The sequence below is a fragment of the Cellulomonas sp. CW35 genome (assembly GCF_052378485.1).
Lineage (GTDB): Bacteria > Actinomycetota > Actinomycetes > Actinomycetales > Cellulomonadaceae > Cellulomonas > Cellulomonas uda.
Genome location: NZ_CP199000.1, coordinates 1,828,525 through 1,844,702 on the forward strand (window position 1 = coordinate 1,828,525; position 16,178 = coordinate 1,844,702).

The window sequence follows — 16,178 nt, forward strand, 5'->3', positions numbered from 1 at the left end:
GATTCCACCCTCCGCGCAGCCCGGTTTCACCCGGTCGCCGCACACACGCCCCGGCTGGCCTCAGGCCAGCGTGTCGTACAGGACCGCCCCGTCGCGCACCGTACGCAGGCAGCGGGGCGGCTCCTCGTCCGCGCCCAGCAGCGGCAGCAGCGGCGTGCCCGCCTGGGCGTCCGGGTTCCACGCGGACAGCCGCCCGTCGGGCGCCTGCACCGCGAGGTGCTCGGCGCGCCAGACCGCAAGGTGCGCGGGTGAGCCCACCCGCAGCTCGCCCACCTGGTCGTGCCCCGCGAGCCGCCAACCCCCGCGGGTCGCCGCGCGGAACGCGGCGCGCGCCGAGAGCCGCTGCTCGACCGCGTGGTGCTCCACGGCGGCGCGTACCGCCGCCCACCCGTCGACGGGCGTCACGGGTGAGTCCGAGCCGAACGCGAGCGGCACCCCCGCGCTCGCGAGGTCCGCCAGCGGGTTCAGGGCCGCCGCACGGCCGGCCCCGAGACGCGCGGCGTACATGCCGTCCGCGCCGCCCCACCACGCGTCGAACGCGGGCTGGACGGACAGCCGCACCCCCAGGAGCACGAGCGCCGCGAGCGTGGGCGCGTCGACCATCTCCGCGTGCTCGACCCGCACACCCGTGCGCGCGACCGCGGCCGGGCCGTCGACGTCGACCGCGGCGCGCAGCCCGATCAGGAGCTCGTCCATCGCGCGGTCCCCGATGACGTGGAACCCCGCCTGCACGCCCGCGCGGGACGCGGCCGTGATGTGGTTCGCGATGCGCTCGGCCGTCAGGTGCAGCACGCCGTCACCCGGGGCGTCCGCGTACGGTGCGCGCAGCGCCGCGGTCCGCGACCCGATTGAGCCGTCGACGTTGAGGTCTCCCCCGATCCCGGTGAGCCCCGGGATCGCGGCGAGCAGCTCGCGCGCGTCGTCGACCGTCACGCACGCCTCCCCGCGGTAGCCGACGAGGTGCGGCAGCCCGCCCTCGGCGTCACGCGTGAGCTCGAGGAGCTCGACCAGCCCCGCGCGCGTGTCGATGTGCGGCGCGGAGTGCTCGTGCACCGACACGACGCCGCGCGCGGCGGCCTCCGTCAGCGCACGTCGGTACAGGCGCGTGCGGCGCGCCGGGTCCACGTCGCGCGCGGCGTCGCGGGCCACGTGGTGGGCCTCGCCCTCCACGCGACCGTCGGCGGACCAGCCCGGGAGCGTGTCGAGCGCAAGCCGCCGCGCGAGCCCGGTGGAGACCACCGCGCTGTGCAGGTCGGCGCGCCCGAGGTACACCGCACGACCGCCGGCGGCGGCGTCGACCTCCGCAGCGGTCGGCGCGCGGCCCTCCGCCCAGGCGGTCTCGTCCCACCCGAAGCCCAGCAGCACCTCGTCGCGGTCGTCGTGCGCGTCCGCCGCGCGGCGCAGCGCGTCGAGGGCCTCGTCGAGCGAGCGCGTGCCGCTCAGGTCGACGGACTCGAGCGCGAGACCGGTCTCGAGCACGTGGACGTGCGCGTCCACGAAGCCGGGCGTGACGAGCGCGCCGTCGAGGTCGACGACCTCGTCGGCGCGGGACGCGAAACCGGCGGCGGTGTCGTCGGCCCCGAGCCACGCGACGGTGCCGTCCTCGACGAGCACGGCCTCGGCGAACGGGTCGGCGGGCGAGTGCACGACGCCGCCGCGGTAGAGGGTGGAGCTCACACGCGCACGATAGGGCACGCCGGGGGCGTCACACCGACGAGTAGGCGACCACCCCGCGGCGCAACGCGTCCACCGCACGGTCGGCGGTCGCCCGCAGCCGCGCGTGCGGGGCGGCCTGCGAGAGCTGGTCGAGCACGTCGATCACCTGCTTGCACCACCGCACGAAGTCTCCGGCCGTCAGGTCCCCGCCCCGCAGCACCGCGTCGAGGCTGCGGCCGGCCGCCCACCGGTGGACGGCCTCGACGAGACCCATGTCGAGCGGCTGGATGGTCTCCAGCCGGTGTGCCGTCTCGAGGTCGTCGAGCTCGGACCACGCCCGCACGGTGCCCTCGAGCGCGACACCCAGGCGCGACCGCGGGCCGCCGGGGACGCGCGGCTCGGCGTCCTCGTCGCGGCGCGAGCGGTACACGATCGTCGAGACCGCCGCCGCGAGGGCGGGCGGGTCGAGTTCGTCCCACACGCCTCGACGCAGGCACTCGGCGAGCAGCAGGTCGTTCTCGGCGTACAGGCGACGCAGCCAGCGACCGTCGGCCGTGACCGCCAGCCCGCGCCGGGCCGCGCCCGACGGGCCCTGCGCGGGGTCGTCGGCCGGCTCGAGGTAGCCGAGCGTCACGAGCACGTCGCACGTGCGGTCGAAGACCGCCGAGATCGAGCCGGTGCGGCCCTGGATCCGCCCGACGAGCGCGTCGTGCTCGGACGAGAGCCGGGACCACCGCTCGGCCCACCGCGCGTGGTCCTCGCGGTCGGGGCACGCGTGGCACGGGTGCGCGCGCAGCCGTCGTCGCAGCTCGGCCACGTGCGCGTCCTCCTGGGCCGGGGACGGGCGGCGGGTGCGGGCCGCGCGCTGGGGCGCGACGTCCTCGACCGCGGCACGCAGCCGGGCGGCGAGGTCCCGGCGCGCGGCAGGCACGCGCACGTTGAGGTCGCGCGGCACGCGCACGTGGCCGACGGTGCGCGCGCCCCCACCCACGTCGGCCGCCGTGAGCCGTTGCACCTGCCGGTCCGTCGTCAGGACGGTCGGGCGTGGCCCGTCGAACCCGCCGGCGCGGCCGGGGTCGACGACCACGACGAACCCGCTGCGCCGTCCGGTGGGCACCTCCAGCACGTCGCCGGGCCGCAGACCCTCGAGCGACGCGACCGCGCGTGCCCGCCGTGCCCCCGTCTCCTGGCGGGTGGCGTCCTTCTCCGCACGCGAGATCTCCCGGCGCAGCGCGGCGTACTCGGCGAAGTCCCCGAGGTGGCACCGCATCGCCTCGGCGTACCCCTCGAGCGCCTCGGTGTGCGCCTGCGCCTGCCGCGCGAGGCCGACGACCCCGCGGTCCGCCTGGAACTGCGCGAAGGACGTCTCGAGCACCTCGCGCGCCCGTTCCCGGCCGACCTGCGCGACGAGGTTGACGGCCATGTTGTACGTGGGCCGGAAGCTGGAGCGCAGCGGGTACAGACGCTTGGACGCGAGACCCGCGAGCTGCACGGGGTCCAGCCCCTGATGGGCCACGACGACCGCGTGCCCCTCGACGTCGATGCCGCGACGTCCCGCACGACCCGTGAGCTGCGTGTACTCCCCCGGCGTGATGTCGACGTGCCGCGAGCCGTCCCACTTGACGAGCTTCTCGAGCACGACGGACCGCGCCGGCATGTTGATGCCGAGCGCCAGCGTCTCCGTCGCGAACACGACCTTCACCAGCCCGCGCGAGAACAGCTCCTCGACGGTCTCCTTGAACAGCGGCAGCATGCCCGCGTGGTGCGCCGCGACGCCGCGGCTGAGCGCGTCGGCGAGCTGCCAGTAGCCCAGGACGTCGAGGTCCTCCGGAGGCACGGCCGCGCAGCGCTCCTCGACCACCTGCCGGATCTCGGCCTGCTCGGCCGGTGTCGTCAGCCGCACACCCGCCGCGAGGCACTGCTGCACCGCCGCCTCGCACCCGGCGCGGGAGAAGATGAACACGATCGCGGGCAGCAGCCCCTCACGGTCGAGCAGGTCGACCATCGCGAACCGCGGCACGGGCCGTACGCCCACGCCGGCGGGCCGCCCGCCGCCCGGTCGGTGCCCGCCACGCCCCCGGTAGCCGCGGTCCCCCGGACCGCGGCGCTCGTCGGGCGACCGGGTGGACAGCAGGCGCCGCAGGTCCGGGTTGATCGGGGGGTCCACGCCCGGGTCCGTCGGGTCCACGTGCCCGGCGTACAGCTCGAGCAGCTCGTCGCGTACCAGCACGTGCTGGCCGAGGGGCACCGGCCGGTGCTCGCTCACCACCACGGCGGTGTCGCCGCGCACCATCGCGAGCCAGTCGCCGAACTCCTCCGCGTTGGACACCGTCGCGGAGAGCGAGACGAGCTGCACGTCGTCGGGCAGGTGGATGATGACCTCCTCCCAGACCGGTCCGCGGAACCGGTCGGCGAGGTAGTGCACCTCGTCCATCACGACGAACCCGAGCCCGACGAGCGTCGCGGAGCCCGCGTACAGCATGTTGCGGAGCACCTCGGTGGTCATGACGACGACCGGCGCCTCGGAGTTGATCGTGGTGTCACCCGTCAGCAGGCCCACCCGGTCCGGGCCGTAGCGGCGGACCAGGTCGTTGTACTTCTGGTTCGACAGCGCCTTGATAGGCGTCGTGTAGAACGCCTTGCGGCCCGCGCGCAGCGCGAGGTGGACGGCGAACTCCCCGACGACGGTCTTGCCCGCACCGGTCGGCGCGGCCACCAGCACACCGCTGCCGCGCTCGAGCGCACGGCACGACTCGAGCTGGAAGTCGTCCAGCTGGAAGCCGATCAGCTCGCGGAACTGCGCGAGCTCGCTCGCCTCGTCGTGCGCGCGACGGCGCGACGCCGCGTAGCGCTCGGCGGGCGACGGCTCATCGGGCTCGCGCGGTGCGGACGTCGGGGCCGGGGCGGACGCGCCGGCGTCCGCGACGCTCTGCCTGCGGTGACGGGAACGGGAGGGCACGCCACCACCCTAGGCACTGCGGCACGCCCTCAGGCGAGCACCCGCAGCGCGCCGGGGACCACGTCGAGCTGCAGCGGGAGCGGTCCGACGCGCTCGCCGTCCGCGAACGCCGGCGGCGGCGGCGCCCCGAGCGCGGCCACGGGCTGGACCAGCACGCTGCGCGCGCGCAGGACCTGCACGGCCGGGTGCGCGAGGTGCGTGCCGCGGTAGACCGACGGCAGGACCCGCAGGACGCCCGGGCGCGCGAGCGGTCCGGCGACCACGACGTCGAGCAGGCCGTCGTCGACGCGCGCGTCGGGGGCGATCCGCACGCCGCCGCCGAACCACCCGCAGTTCGCGACCGCGACGACGGGGCTGCCCGACTCCCACACCTGGCCGTCGTACGTCACGCGGTAGCCGAACGGCCGGTACCGGCCGACCTCCGCGAGGAGCGCGCGCACGTACCGGCTCTCCCCGCGCGGCCACGTGTACCCGTTCGCGCGTGCGTTCACCGCGGCGTCCAGGCCGCACGACAGCACGCCGACGTACCACTCGCGCGCCGACGTGCCCGGCGGTCCGACGCGCACCGCGTCGACGCACCGCGGGGTGCCCCGCAGCGCGCGGCCGATCGCCTCGACCGACGCGGCGACGTCCGCGCGTGGCAGCCCGAGGGTGCGCGCGACGTCGTTGCCGGTGCCGGCCGCGACGATGCCGAGCGGGACGTCCGTCCCCGCGACGACGTTCGCGCCGAGGTGCACCATGCCGTCACCCCCCACGACGACGACCGCGTCGAGACCCGCGACCGCGGCCGCGCGCGCCCGGTCCGTCGCCTGCGCGAGCGTCGGTGCCGAGAGGTCCGCCACGTCCAGCCCGAGCGCGCGCAGACGCGCGTGCGCCTCCCGTCCGGCCGTGGCGCCCCGTCCCTTGCCCGCGGTCGGGTTGACGACCAGCCCGACCCGGGCGGTCACGCGGGCGACCCCGGTCCGGACGGGAGCGTCCCGTCGAGCGTCGGCAGGCCCTGCGCGACGCGCCTGCGGTCGACGCGGCGGTCGTGCAGCGTGCAGACGCCGAGGGCGACGAAGTACAGCGCGCAGATCGGCAGCGCGACCGCGATCATCGTGAGCGCGTCGGGCGTCGGCGTCATGACGGCCGCGAACGTGAACGCGACGACGACCGCCCACCGCCACCCGCGGCGCCACGTCGCGGCGCGCCCGATGCCGGCGAAGTTGAGCGCGACCATGAGGACCGGCAGCAGGAACGCGAGACCGAACGCGAGCAGCAGCCGCATGACGAAGCTGAGGTACGTCTGCGCGTCGATGAGGTTGGTCGCGTCGTCCGGGGTGAACTCCGTCAGCAGCCGCACCGCGTTGGGCAGGGCCCAGAACGCGAGCGCCGCGCCCGCGAGGAACAGTGGGACGGCGGCGGCGAGGAAGCCGACCGCGTAGTGCCGCTCCTTGCGCGTGAGGCCGGGCGTCACGAACGCCCACAGCTGGTACAGCCACCACGGGCTGGAGACGAACACGCCGAGGAACAGCGAGACCTTGATCTTCATGTCGAACGACGTCGCGACGCCCGCGAAGTTCAGCGCGACGACCGAGTCGCGCTCCTGCGCGACGTCCCGCAGCGGCTGCTGGAGCAGGCTGAGCACCGGGTCGTAGAGGAACCAGCCCGCGACCGCGCCGACGACGAGGCCGAGCGCGGCGAAGAACAGCCGACGACGCAGCTCCAGCAGGTGCTGGCGCAGCGGCATCCGCCCGCCGGGGGCGGAACCGCGGCGATCGGTGGACACGCGGCTCTCAGGCGGACGTGCTCGGGCCGCTCTCGCCCGGCCGGTCCTGCGGCGCCGGGGCGGACGGCTCGGGTGCCACGTGCGGCTGTACCGGCGGCTGACCGACGGGCGGTTCCGCCTGCGTGACGGGCGGCGCCGCCGGGGCGGTCGACGGCGAGGCGGGGGGAACCGGCGCCGGGGCGTCCGTCGTGAGGTCCTTCATCTCGCGCTTGAAGATCTTCATCGACTGGCCGACGCTCTTCGCCAGGTCGGGCAGTCGCTTCGCCCCGAACAGGAGCAGGATCACCACGACCAGGACGACGATGTGCCAGCCCTGCAGTGCATTCCTACCCATGACAGCCCCTCGACGGACGATGCGACCAGGCGATCCTAACCGCCGCCGCGCCGGGATCAGGTCGAGCCGGATCAGGTCCCGTCGGGATCAGGTCCAGTACGTGCGCCAGCCCCGCGCGACCTCGGCGTGCCGACGTGCCCGCTCCTCGCGCCGGTGCGCACGCTCCCGGCGCAGCCCGCGCACGGCGTCACGCAGCTCGTCGCGGTCCGCGAACAGCGTCGGGTCCGTGCTCGCGCGCCGCTGCGCGGCGAGGTCGGCCAGCTCGGCCGCCCGGTCCGCGAGCTCGGACGTCACCTCGCCGGCCCGCGCGAGCTCGCGACCGAGCGACACGAGCGAGCGCCACAGGCGCCGCGCCAGCAGGAACGCGCCTACGAGAGTCCCGACGACGAGCACCGACCACAGCGCGAACCACACGTCAGGCACCCCCGTCGTGCACCAGGGCGTCCGCCGGCAGGTCCGCGAGCGGGCCGTACGCGGCGAGCGCCGCCCGCGCGACCTGCGCCACGTCGGCGGCGACCGACGCCGGACGCACGTCGAGGACGTCGTCGGCGGCCTGCAGCACCAGGTGCCGCAACCACGCGGGGCTCACGATGCGCAGGTCGATCTCGAACGAGCCGTCCGGGAGATTGCGCACCTCCTGCACGGGCGTGCTCTCGGCGACCCACCGGCCGTGGCTGGTGAGGTGCAGCGTCACGAGCGCGCCGTCGTCGCCCGGGACGAACTCTCCCCCGCCCGGCGGCACGGGGTGCTGCTCGGCGGGCACGTCGAGGACCCGCGCGGACAGGATGCGGTCCACGCGGAAGAGGCGCTCGCCCTCGACCGCGTGGCACCAGCCGAGCAGGTACGAGCGGTCCGTGTCGGTCACCAGGCGGATCGGGTCGACCTCGCGCTCCGAGGCGACGTCGGCCGCGTTGACGTAGCGCACGTGCAGCCGACGGCCCTCGCGCAGCGCGGTCGCGAGCGCGGACGCCACCGCGGGCGCGGCGGCGAGCGTGAGGGACACGTCGACCGTGCCGGCGGCGTCGCCCACGGCGGCGGTGAGCTTGGCGAGCGCGGAGCGCACCACCTGCGCGCGCTCGTCGTCCAGCGCGCCGCCGAGCCCGGCGTCGAGCGCGCGGAGCGCCGCGACGAGGGCGACGCCCTCGCGCGCGGACAGCCGCAGAGGACGCGTCATGCCCCGGGACTCGGTGAGCCGCACCACGCCGCGCTGGTAGGACGAGAAGTCGAAGTCGATGAGGTCGTACGGCAGGTAGCCGGGCGTCCCGCTCACCCACAGCGTGTCGACGTCCGCCATGACCTGCTGGTTCGACACGCCGAACTGCCGTGCGAGCTCGTCGACCGACGCGCCCTCGTGACGGTCGAGGAACGCGATCATGCCCAGGAGCCGCACGACGCGGTCGCTCGCGCGCTCAGCCACGGGTCACCTCCGGGGCGAGCTCGGCCGCGCGGCGCAGCAGGCTGAGCACGTGCCCGCGCACCTCCGGCGGGTCGATCACAAGCACCGCGTCGCCGTACCCGACGAGCTCCTCGGCCAGCTCCCACGCGTTGCGGTACTCGACGTGCACGACGTCGCGGCCCACCAGCACGGGCGCCACCTGCGGGTCGGCGGACCAGTCGACGGCACCCGCGGGGGCGTCGACCGCGCGCACACGCGTCGCCTCGGCCCGCTCCGGCAGCACGGCGAGCGTCGCGACCCGCGACGGCCCGGCCCGCCAGGCGGCCAGCGCCCGGTCGACGAGGTCCGGGTCGGGCGGCGGGAACGCGCCGGGCTCGCCCGTCACGCGGACCGAGCCCTCGATGCGGCTCAGCCGGAACGAGCGCGGCGCCTGCCGGTCCTGGTCCCACCCGACGAGCACCCAGCCACCCCGGCGCGCCACGAGCTGCCAGGGCTCGACGCGACGCTCGCGCACCTCGCCCGTGCTCGCCGCGCGGTACGTGAGGCGCACCACCTGCCGCGCCTGCGCGGCGTCCAGCAGCGGGGCGAACACGCTCCCGCCCGAGCGCACGCGCGGCGCCAGCCCCGCGACCAGGTCGGTCGCACCGGGGCCCTGCCCCACGGCGCGCAGCTTGGTCAGCGCGCGCGACGTGTCGCCCCGCATGGTGCGGTCCTGCCACGTCTGCGCGGCCAGCGTGAGCACGCCGAGCTCGGCCGCCGTGAGGTCGATCGGCGGGAGCGCGTACGCCTCCAGGTCGATCCGGTAGCCGATGTCGTCCCCGTGCCCCGCGTCCGTGACGGTGACGAGCGGGATCCCCAGCTCGCGCAGCGTGTCCTTGTCCCGCTCGAACATCCGCTCGAAGGCGTCGTCGGACGGTGCGTCGGCGTAGCCGGCGACGGAGGCACGCACCTGCTCCTTCGTCATGCGTCCGCGCGAGTTCACGAGGGCGATGAGGAGGTTGAGCAGGCGCTCGGCGGGGTCGATCGGACTGGGCATCGGGTCCAACCGTAGTGGCCGGTAGCGTTGCGGACGTGATCACGTGGCGCGTCGGTGTCGTCGAGCAGGTCGGTACGTCGTGGCAGGGGGCCACCGAGCTGAGCGTCGCCCTGGACCAACCGTGGGCGGACCCGACGCTGCCCGCGCGGGTCAAGGCCCTCGCCTACCCCGCGCTCGTCGGCGAGATCGCCCCGGGCCGGCGCGTGTGGCTCAACGTCTCGGCCCTCGCGCGCGGGCTCGGGACGGGCGGGTACGCCCTGGTCATCGCGCCCGCCGACGGCCAGCCGGTGGAGCCGGCACCGTCCGCCGGCCACCTGGTCAAGGCCCGCTACACGCCGCTGCAGGCGATGGTGCTCGGGGTCGACGACCAGGAGTCCGAGCACCACGACACGATGCGTGACGCCGACGACCTCGAGGGTCTGCCCGTCGTCGTCGCGGACCTGCACTCGGCGCTGCCCGCGATCGTCGCGGGCGTCCGGCTCGAGGCCGCGCGGCTGGGCCGCCCGACGCCGCGCGTCGCGTACGTCATGACCGACGGCGGTGCGCTGCCCGCGTGGTTCTCGCGCGCGGTGGCGGCGCTGCGCGACGCCGGCTGGGTCTCGACGTGCATCACCGCCGGGCAGGCCTTCGGCGGCGACCTCGAGGCCGTGTCCGTGCACACCGCGCTCCTCGCCGCGCGCCACGTGGCCGGGGCGGACCTCGCCGTCGTCGTGCAGGGCCCCGGCAACCTCGGCACCGGCACACGGTGGGGCTTCTCGGGCGTCGCCGCGGGCGAGGCGGTCAACGCGGCCGCGGTGCTCGGCGGCCGTCCCGTCGCGTCGCTGCGCGTGTCGGGCGCGGACCCGCGCGAGCGGCACCTCGGGATCTCCCACCACTCGCTGACCGCGTACGGCCGGGTCGCCCTGTGCCCCGCGGACGTCGTCGTACCGCTCCTCGACCCGGACGACGAGGCGCTCGGCCCGCTGGGCGCGCGCGTGCGCGAGCAGGCCGCGTCCCTCGTCGCTCCCGCCGGGCGGCACCGTCTGGTGGAGGTCGAGGCGGGTGACGCGCTGCGTCGCGCGCTCGCCACGTCGCCCGTGCGACTGTCGACCATGGGCCGCGGGCTCGACCAGGACCCCGCGGCGTTCCTCGCGGCGGGTGCCGCGGGCGTGCACGCGGCGACGCTCGTGTGACCGCCGCGGGGCGGCGGCGCTCAGTCGTCCCGGTCGGTGCGGGTCCTCGCCGCGACGAGGGTCGCCAGGCGGCGCGCCTGCGCCCGCGCGAGCTCCCCGTCCGCGCGCTGGATGCCCATCACCGCGAGCGTGTCGCCGTCCGCCAGGTCGAGCTGGACCCAGGGACTGTCCCCGAACCGCACGGCGACGACCTGCGCCCACGTGAGCCGCGTGGTGACGAGCAGGTTGCGGACCGTGAGGCCGTCCTCGTCGGGCACCGCGCGGACCGACGCCTGGCGCCAGCAGAACCACACGATCGCGAGCGCGAACACCGCGAAGCTCGCGACGTCGAGGGACGTCAGCCCGGGCATGAGGACGACGAGTACGACCGTCGCGGTCACGACGACTCCCGCGAGCACCAGCGACGCGGTGCGCGCGAGCCGGGGCCGGAACGGGGTCAGGTCCACTAGAGCCTGCAGGCGTGGATCGACGTGACGAGGATCGCGCGCGCGCCCAGGTCGTAGAGCTGGTCCATGACGCGGTTGGTCTGGTCGCGTCGGACCATCGCGCGCACGGCCGCCCACTCGCGGTTGTGCAGCGGGGCGACGGTCGGGGACTCGAGGCCCGGCGTGATCGCGACGGCCTGGTCGACGAGGTCGATCGGGCAGTCGTAGTCCATGAGCACGTACTGGCGCGCGGTCAGCACGCCCTGCAGCCGCCGCGTGAGGACCTCGAGCCCCGCGGGAGCCTCGACGTCCGAGCGGCGCACGAGCACGGCCTCGGAGTGCAGCAGCGCCTCACCGAACACCTCGAGCCCCGCGGCACGCAGGGTCGAGCCGGTCTCGACGACGTCCGCGATGACGTCCGCGACGCCCAGGCGGATCGCGCTCTCCACCGCGCCGTCCAGCCGCACGACGCCGCTCGGGGTGACATCGCGCTGCGCGAGCGTGCTGCGCACGAGCACCGGGTACGAGGTGGCGACGCGCTTGCCCGCGATCTGCGCGATGTCGCTCATCGCGCCCGCGGTCGTCGCGAACCGGAACGTCGAGCGCGCGAAGCCGAGCCCGAGGTGCTCGACCGCCGCCGACTCGGAGTCCAGCAGCAGGTCGCGGCCGGTGATGCCGACGTCGACCGTCCCTGCGCCCACGTACACCGCGATGTCCCGCGGGCGCAGGAAGAAGAACTCGACGTCGTTGTCCGGGTCGGGCAGGACGAGCTCGCGCGAGTCGCGGCGCTGGCGGTAGCCCGCCTCGCGCAGCATCTCGACGGCGGGCTCGGACAGCGAGCCCTTGTTGGGGACGGCGATGCGCAGCACGGGGGTTCCTTCGGCTCAGGACGACGGCTCAGGACGACGGCTCAGGACGACGACGGACAGCGGCGCGGTCTACAGGTGCGCGTAGACGTCGTCGAGCGCGAGCCCGCGCGCCACCATGAGCACCTGCAGGTGGTAGAGGAGCTGGGAGATCTCCTCGGCCGTGCGCTCGTCGCCCTCGTGCTCCGCGGCCATCCAGACCTCGGCGGCCTCCTCGACGATCTTCTTGCCGATCGCGTGCACGCCGGCGTCCAGCTCGGCGACGGTGCCCGAGCCCGCGGGCCTGGTCACCGCCTTCTCGGACAGCTCCGCGAACAGCGACTCAAACGTCTTCACGTCGCCCAAGGGTAGACGTTGCGACCGGCACCCCTGTCGCGGGTTCGGCGGCTGGGACGGGCGAGACGTGCTGCGGGGGCGCGCCCCGCCGCGCACGCCACCACACGACGAACCCGGACGTGACCACGCCGCCGTACACGAGGTAGAGCACGGCGGACGGGTAGTAGCCCGCCGAGAGCAGCAGGGGCACACCCACGACGTCCACGGCGATCCAGATGAGCCAGAACTCGATGTAGCCGCGCGCCATGCCGTACGTCGCGAGCAGCGAGCCGGTGAGGATCCACGCGTCGGCCCACGGACCCCACGACCCGAGCTCCCGGAACACCCACGCCAGACCGACCGTCCCGACGACCGCCGCCGGGCCCAGGACCGCCCAGCCGCGCACACCCGCCCACCGCGGCTCGACGGCCGGCGCGTCGGGCAGGCCCGCGGCCTGCGCCGCGCGCCGAGTCCGGCTCCAGCGCAGCCAGCCGTACACCGACACGGCGACGAAGAACACCTGCCGGCCGGCCTGGCCGTACAGGTCCCGGTCCTGCGGGGTGCCGAACACCGCGCCGAGGAACACCGTGAACAGCAGCACGTTCCCGACGATGCCGACCGGCCACGCCCACACCTTCCGGCGCAGCCCGCCGACCGCGGACGCGAGCCCGAACAGGTTCCCGACGACCTCGCGCCAGAGCACCTCGTGGCCGGCGACCGTGAGCGTCGCGTCGAACAGCCAGCCGAGCGGTCCGCTCACCCGCGGCCCAGCCCGCGCAGCGCGGCCACGGTCGCGACCGCCGCCTGCGCCGCCTCGTAGCCCTTGTCCTCGCTCGAGCCGGGCAGCCCGGCGCGGTCGAGCGCCTGCTGCTCGTCGTCGCACGTCAGCACGCCGAACCCGACGGGCACGCCGGTGCTCACCGCGACGTCGGTCAGGCCGTTCGTGGCGCCCGCGCACACGTACTCGAAGTGCGGCGTGCCGCCCCGGATGACGACGCCGAGCGCGACGACGGCGTCGGCTCCCCCGCGCGCCGCGACGGCCGCGGCGACGGGCAGCTCGAACGTCCCCGGCACCCGCACGACCGTGAGGTTCTCCACGTGCGCCTCGGCCAGCGCGCGCATCGCGCCGTCGAGCAGCCCGTCCATGACGACCTGGTGCCACGAGGCGGCGACGACGACCACGCGCAGGCCGGTCCCGTCGACGGTGATGCTGGGTGCTCCGGCGCCGCTCATGCGAGCTCCTCCAGGGGTGCGTAGGTGTGGTCGGTGCGGTCCGCACCGGGGGTTGCCGGTGCCGCGTGCACCGGGTTGACCGGGATCGGGTCGCGCACGTCCGCCGGGTCGTCGAGGTGCAGCACGTGCCCCATCGAGCGCGCCTTGGTGCGCAGGTACTCCTCGTTCTGCGGCGTACGGCCCACCTCGAGCCCGCGCACCTCGACCACGTCGACGCCGTGCGCGCGCAGGCCGGCGACCTTCGCGGGGTTGTTGGTCAGGAGCTGGACCCGCTCGACGCCGAGGTCGCGCAGGATCGCCGCCGCGGCGCCGTACTCCCGCCGGTCCGCGGGCCAGCCCAGGTCGAGGTTCGCCTCGACCGTGTCCCGGCCCTCGTCCTGCAGCGCGTACGCGGCGACCTTCGCGAGCAGCCCGATGCCACGGCCCTCGTGGCCCCGCAGGTACACCACGGCGCCGCCCTGCTCGGCGGCGAGCCGCAGCGCGGCGTCGAGCTGCGGGCCGCAGTCGCAGCGCGCCGAGCCGAACGCGTCGCCCGTGAGGCACTCCGAGTGGACGCGCACGACGGGCACGGGCGCGAGACCGCGCGTGGGCACCAGCGCGACGTGCTCGTCGCCCGTGCGCAGGTCGCGGAAGCCGTGGATGCGGAAGTCGCCGTGCCGGGTCGGCAGGTACGCCGTGTGGGTCGCGTGCACGCGCGGGCGTCCGTCCCCGGGCGCCGCCGGCTCGACCGTGTCGTCGTGCTCGCGGCGCCACGCCACCAGGTCCGCGATCGTCAGCAGCACGAGACCCTCGTCCTGCGCGAGCCGTGACGCCTGGGTGAGCCGCACCATCGTGCCGTCGTCGTTCACGAGCTCGGCGATCGCACCCACGGGCCGCAGGCCCGCGAGACGGCACAGGTCGACCGCGGCCTCCGTGTGTCCCGCCCGGTGCAGGACCCCGCCCGGCACCGCGCGCAGCGGCAGCACGTGCCCGGGCCGGATGAGGTCGCCCGGCCCGCTCGCCGGGTCGGCCAGCACGCGCAGCGTGCGGGCGCGGTCCGCGGCCGAGATGCCCGTGGACACACCCGTCGCGGCGTCGACCGTCACCGTGTACGCGGTGCGACGCGGGTCCTGGCTGTGCGGCACCATCAGCGGCAGGTCGAGCGCGTCGGCGCGGCCCGCGGGCATCGGCGCGCACAGGTAGCCCGACGAGTGGCGGATCGTCCACGCGACCCACTCCGGCGTCGCGGACTGCGCGGCCAGGATCACGTCGGCCTCGTTCTCGCGGTCGGGCGAGTCCGCGACCAGCACCGGCCGTCCGGCGCGCAGCGCCTCGAGCGCCTCCTCGACCGTCCCGGTCACGACGTCGCTCATCGCGCCACCGCCGTCAGCAGCCGCTCGGCGTACTTCGCGAGCACGTCCACCTCCAGGTTCACGGGCGAGCCCGGCTCGAGGGTGCCGAGGGTCGTGCGGGCGAGCGTCGTCGGGATGAGCGACACGCCGAACGACTCGTCGCCGACGTGCGTCACCGTGAGCGAGACGCCGGACACCGCGATCGACCCCTTCTCCGCGACGTACCGCGCGAGCCCGGCCGGCAGGCCGATCTCGACCTCGTCCCACCGCTCCCCCGGCTCGCGCCGCAGCACGGTGCCGACGCCGTCGACATGCCCCTGCACGACGTGCCCGCCGTAGCGCCCACCGACCGCCAGCGCCCGCTCGAGGTTGACCGGCGCACCGGCCCGCAGCGCGCCCAGCGCGGTGCGCCGAAGCGACTCGGGCATGACGTCCGCCGCGAAGGTCCCGTCCCCCGGCAGCCCGCTCACCGTGAGGCACACGCCGTCGACGGCGATCGAGTCGCCCAGGTGCGCGTCGGACACGACGAGCGGGCCGCGCACCACGAGGCGCGCGTCCTGGCCGCGGTCCTCGACGGCGACGACGGAGCCCAGCTCCTCGACGATCCCGGTGAACATGTCAGACCTCCCGGACGGGTGTGGCGACGACGAGCACGTCCGGCCCGAGCGGCAGCACGCTGACCGGCTCGAGCCGCACGGCGGCGGCGATGGACGTGATGCCGAGGTCGCCCACGGCGGACGGCCCGGCACCGAGCAGGACGGGCGCGACGTACGCGTGCACCTCGTCGACGAGGCCGGCGCGCAGGAACGCCGCGGCGAGCGTCGGCCCGCCCTCGACGAGCACGCGCCGGACGTCCCGCGCGGCGAGCTCGCGCAGCACGTGCGCGGGGTCGTGCGTGCGCACCTGGACGAGCGGGCCGCCGGGGCCGCGCAGCCGGGCGTCCCGGGGGACGTCGCGGTGCCCGACGACCACGCGCAGCGGCTGCGCGCCGGCGAGCGTGCCGTCCGCGGTCCGGGCCGTGAGCGTCGGGTCGTCGCGCAGCGCGGTGCCCGTGCCGACGACGATCGCGTCGACCTGGGCGCGCAGCTCGTGCGCGTGCCGACGCGCGACCGACGAGGTGATCCACCGGCTGGACCCGTCGGTCGCGGCGACGCGGCCGTCGAGCGTGGTCGCCGTCTTGAGCGTGACGAACGGGCGGTCGGCGCCCACGGCCGGCAGCCAGGCGCCCAGCAGCGCGCGACCCTCGTCGGCCAGCACGTCCGTGACGACCTCGACGCCCGCCGCGCGCAGGATCTCGACGCCGCCCGCCGCGACCGGGTTGGGGTCCCGCACCGCCACGACCACCCGCGCGACGCCGGCGGCGAGCAGCGCGTCCGTGCACGGGCCCGTGCGGCCGGTGTGCGAGCAGGGCTCGAGCGTGACGACGGCGGTGACGCCACGCGTGTCCTCGCCCCGCGCGGCGGCGTCGGCGAGCGCCGCGACCTCGGCGTGCGGGGTGCCCGCGCCGCGGTGCCACCCCTCGCCGACGGTCGTCGGACCCGCCGTGCTCGTCGCCGGGCCGGGCCGCAGCAGCACGCACCCGACCCGTGGGTTCGGGTCGTGCTCAGGACCGCGCCGCGCGAGCTCGAACGCGCGCGTCATCGCCGCGCGCTCGTCGCCTGTGCTGGTCATGTCCACCTCCCGGCCC

17 protein-coding genes are annotated in these 16,178 nt (G+C 75.8%); 1 reads left to right on the forward strand and 16 read right to left on the reverse strand.

Annotation, left to right across the window (positions count from 1 at the left end; all coding sequences use genetic code 11):
* Positions 1–60: 60 nt before the first annotated feature.
* The 8 genes from ACT17Q_RS08440 to ACT17Q_RS08475 all read right to left on the reverse strand — a co-directional run bounded on the left by ACT17Q_RS08440 (position 61) and on the right by ACT17Q_RS08475 (position 9,149).
* Positions 61–1,677, reverse strand: a complete 1,617-nt coding sequence (locus ACT17Q_RS08440) for an amidohydrolase (protein ID WP_444661841.1) — start codon at positions 1,675–1,677, stop codon at positions 61–63.
* Between the two features lie 28 nt (positions 1,678–1,705).
* Positions 1,706–4,615, reverse strand: coding sequence for a DEAD/DEAH box helicase (locus tag ACT17Q_RS08445; protein ID WP_444661843.1), 2,910 nt, complete (start codon positions 4,613–4,615; stop codon positions 1,706–1,708).
* Between the two features lie 29 nt (positions 4,616–4,644).
* On the reverse strand, positions 4,645–5,562 hold the full coding sequence (locus ACT17Q_RS08450; RefSeq protein ID WP_444661845.1) for a diacylglycerol/lipid kinase family protein: 918 nt from the start codon (positions 5,560–5,562) through the stop codon (positions 4,645–4,647).
* A complete protein-coding gene (gene tatC / locus ACT17Q_RS08455; protein ID WP_094180007.1) occupies positions 5,559–6,344 on the reverse strand; it encodes a twin-arginine translocase subunit TatC in 786 nt (261 codons plus the stop codon). The genes ACT17Q_RS08450 and tatC overlap by 4 nt, the downstream gene beginning before the upstream one ends.
* Positions 6,345–6,390: 46 nt before the next feature.
* A complete protein-coding gene (gene tatA, locus ACT17Q_RS08460; protein ID WP_444661847.1) occupies positions 6,391–6,717 on the reverse strand; it encodes a Sec-independent protein translocase subunit TatA in 327 nt (108 codons plus the stop codon).
* Between the two features lie 87 nt (positions 6,718–6,804).
* Positions 6,805–7,131, reverse strand: coding sequence for a hypothetical protein (locus tag ACT17Q_RS08465; protein WP_094180005.1), 327 nt, complete (start codon positions 7,129–7,131; stop codon positions 6,805–6,807).
* 1 nt (position 7,132) lies between these two features.
* Entirely contained in the window at positions 7,133–8,134 is a 1,002-nt protein-coding gene (locus tag ACT17Q_RS08470; protein WP_444661849.1) for a helix-turn-helix transcriptional regulator, read from the reverse strand.
* Positions 8,127–9,149 carry a helix-turn-helix transcriptional regulator gene (locus tag ACT17Q_RS08475; RefSeq protein WP_094180003.1) on the reverse strand — a complete coding sequence of 341 codons (1,023 nt, stop codon included), beginning with the start codon at positions 9,147–9,149 and terminating at the stop codon, positions 8,127–8,129. The genes ACT17Q_RS08470 and ACT17Q_RS08475 overlap by 8 nt, the downstream gene beginning before the upstream one ends.
* A 35-nt stretch (positions 9,150–9,184) precedes the next feature.
* Here ACT17Q_RS08475 and ACT17Q_RS08480 point away from each other — a divergent pair, with 35 nt between their 5' ends.
* Positions 9,185–10,321 carry a DUF3866 family protein gene (locus ACT17Q_RS08480; protein ID WP_444661852.1) on the forward strand — a complete coding sequence of 379 codons (1,137 nt, stop codon included), beginning with the start codon at positions 9,185–9,187 and terminating at the stop codon, positions 10,319–10,321.
* A gap of 20 nt (positions 10,322–10,341) precedes the next feature.
* Here ACT17Q_RS08480 and ACT17Q_RS08485 read toward each other — a convergent pair whose 3' ends face one another.
* From ACT17Q_RS08485 to ribD, 8 genes are all read right to left on the reverse strand, one after another.
* Positions 10,342–10,767, reverse strand: coding sequence for a PH domain-containing protein (locus tag ACT17Q_RS08485; RefSeq protein ID WP_369826293.1), 426 nt, complete (start codon positions 10,765–10,767; stop codon positions 10,342–10,344).
* Positions 10,767–11,615 (reverse strand): ATP phosphoribosyltransferase, encoded by an 849-nt coding sequence (gene hisG / locus ACT17Q_RS08490; protein WP_444661855.1) that lies wholly within the window; start codon positions 11,613–11,615, stop codon positions 10,767–10,769. The genes ACT17Q_RS08485 and hisG overlap by 1 nt, the downstream gene beginning before the upstream one ends.
* 69 nt (positions 11,616–11,684) lie before the next feature.
* Positions 11,685–11,948: a phosphoribosyl-ATP diphosphatase gene (locus ACT17Q_RS08495; protein WP_094180000.1), complete on the reverse strand. Its 264-nt coding sequence runs from the start codon at positions 11,946–11,948 to the stop codon at positions 11,685–11,687.
* Complete coding sequence (gene pnuC / locus ACT17Q_RS08500) at positions 11,935–12,687, reverse strand: nicotinamide riboside transporter PnuC (RefSeq protein WP_444661857.1); 753 nt, start codon at positions 12,685–12,687, stop codon at positions 11,935–11,937. The genes ACT17Q_RS08495 and pnuC overlap by 14 nt, the downstream gene beginning before the upstream one ends.
* Positions 12,684–13,160 carry a 6,7-dimethyl-8-ribityllumazine synthase gene (gene ribH / locus ACT17Q_RS08505; protein ID WP_094179998.1) on the reverse strand — a complete coding sequence of 159 codons (477 nt, stop codon included), beginning with the start codon at positions 13,158–13,160 and terminating at the stop codon, positions 12,684–12,686. The genes pnuC and ribH overlap by 4 nt, the downstream gene beginning before the upstream one ends.
* Positions 13,157–14,512: a 3,4-dihydroxy-2-butanone-4-phosphate synthase gene (gene ribB, locus ACT17Q_RS08510; protein ID WP_094179997.1), complete on the reverse strand. Its 1,356-nt coding sequence runs from the start codon at positions 14,510–14,512 to the stop codon at positions 13,157–13,159. The genes ribH and ribB overlap by 4 nt, the downstream gene beginning before the upstream one ends.
* Positions 14,509–15,108 (reverse strand): riboflavin synthase, encoded by a 600-nt coding sequence (locus tag ACT17Q_RS08515; protein ID WP_094179996.1) that lies wholly within the window; start codon positions 15,106–15,108, stop codon positions 14,509–14,511. The genes ribB and ACT17Q_RS08515 overlap by 4 nt, the downstream gene beginning before the upstream one ends.
* Position 15,109: 1 nt before the next feature.
* Positions 15,110–16,162 (reverse strand): bifunctional diaminohydroxyphosphoribosylaminopyrimidine deaminase/5-amino-6-(5-phosphoribosylamino)uracil reductase RibD, encoded by a 1,053-nt coding sequence (gene ribD, locus ACT17Q_RS08520; RefSeq protein WP_141319504.1) that lies wholly within the window; start codon positions 16,160–16,162, stop codon positions 15,110–15,112.
* Positions 16,163–16,178 lie beyond the last annotated feature (16 nt).

Bases quoted from the DNA above. Each gene is read 5' to 3' on its own strand.
- ribH (WP_094179998.1), bottom strand. From the start codon at position 13,160: ATGAGCGGCGCCGGAGCACCCAGCATCACCGTCGACGGGACCGGCCTG.
- tatC (WP_094180007.1), bottom strand. From the start codon at position 6,344: ATGCCGCTGCGCCAGCACCTGCTGGAGCTGCGTCGTCGGCTGTTCTTC.
- ACT17Q_RS08515 (WP_094179996.1), bottom strand. From the start codon at position 15,108: ATGTTCACCGGGATCGTCGAGGAGCTGGGCTCCGTCGTCGCCGTCGAG.
- ribB (WP_094179997.1), bottom strand. From the start codon at position 14,512: ATGAGCGACGTCGTGACCGGGACGGTCGAGGAGGCGCTCGAGGCGCTG.
- ACT17Q_RS08475 (WP_094180003.1), bottom strand. From the start codon at position 9,149: ATGCCCAGTCCGATCGACCCCGCCGAGCGCCTGCTCAACCTCCTCATC.
- tatA (WP_444661847.1), bottom strand. From the start codon at position 6,717: ATGGGTAGGAATGCACTGCAGGGCTGGCACATCGTCGTCCTGGTCGTG.
- ribD (WP_141319504.1), bottom strand. From the start codon at position 16,162: ATGACCAGCACAGGCGACGAGCGCGCGGCGATGACGCGCGCGTTCGAG.